1 protein-coding gene is annotated in these 246 nt (G+C 67.5%); it reads right to left on the minus strand.

Features of this window, described 5'->3' with window-relative positions:
- Positions 1-246, minus strand: a 246-nt coding sequence (locus SB773_RS33880) for a hypothetical protein (RefSeq protein WP_410594867.1), incomplete at both ends; no start/stop codon positions are given.

Raw genomic sequence — 246 nt, forward strand, 5'->3', positions numbered from 1 at the left:
GCCCTCGAAGTCCGTCGCCCAGAGCAGCTTCGTCGCATCGTCCGAAGTGTCGAACGCCCCGAGGGAGAAGAACTCGTGTCCTTCGGCCTCGACATTGCCGTCGAGCAACACCATCTCGCCGGGCACCGCCACACCCGGCTCCAGCACCGGGGGAGTCCAATCGTCCTCGGTGGCGGCGGTCCGACAGTGGATTCCGTACTGCGCGCCCTCCTCGGACCGGCTGTAGTACCACCAGTCCCCGCGACG

The organism is Bacillus sp. SIMBA_074, from assembly GCF_046534555.1.
In the GTDB taxonomy this organism is placed as follows: Bacteria; Bacillota; Bacilli; order Bacillales; family Bacillaceae_G; genus Bacillus_A; species Bacillus_A mycoides.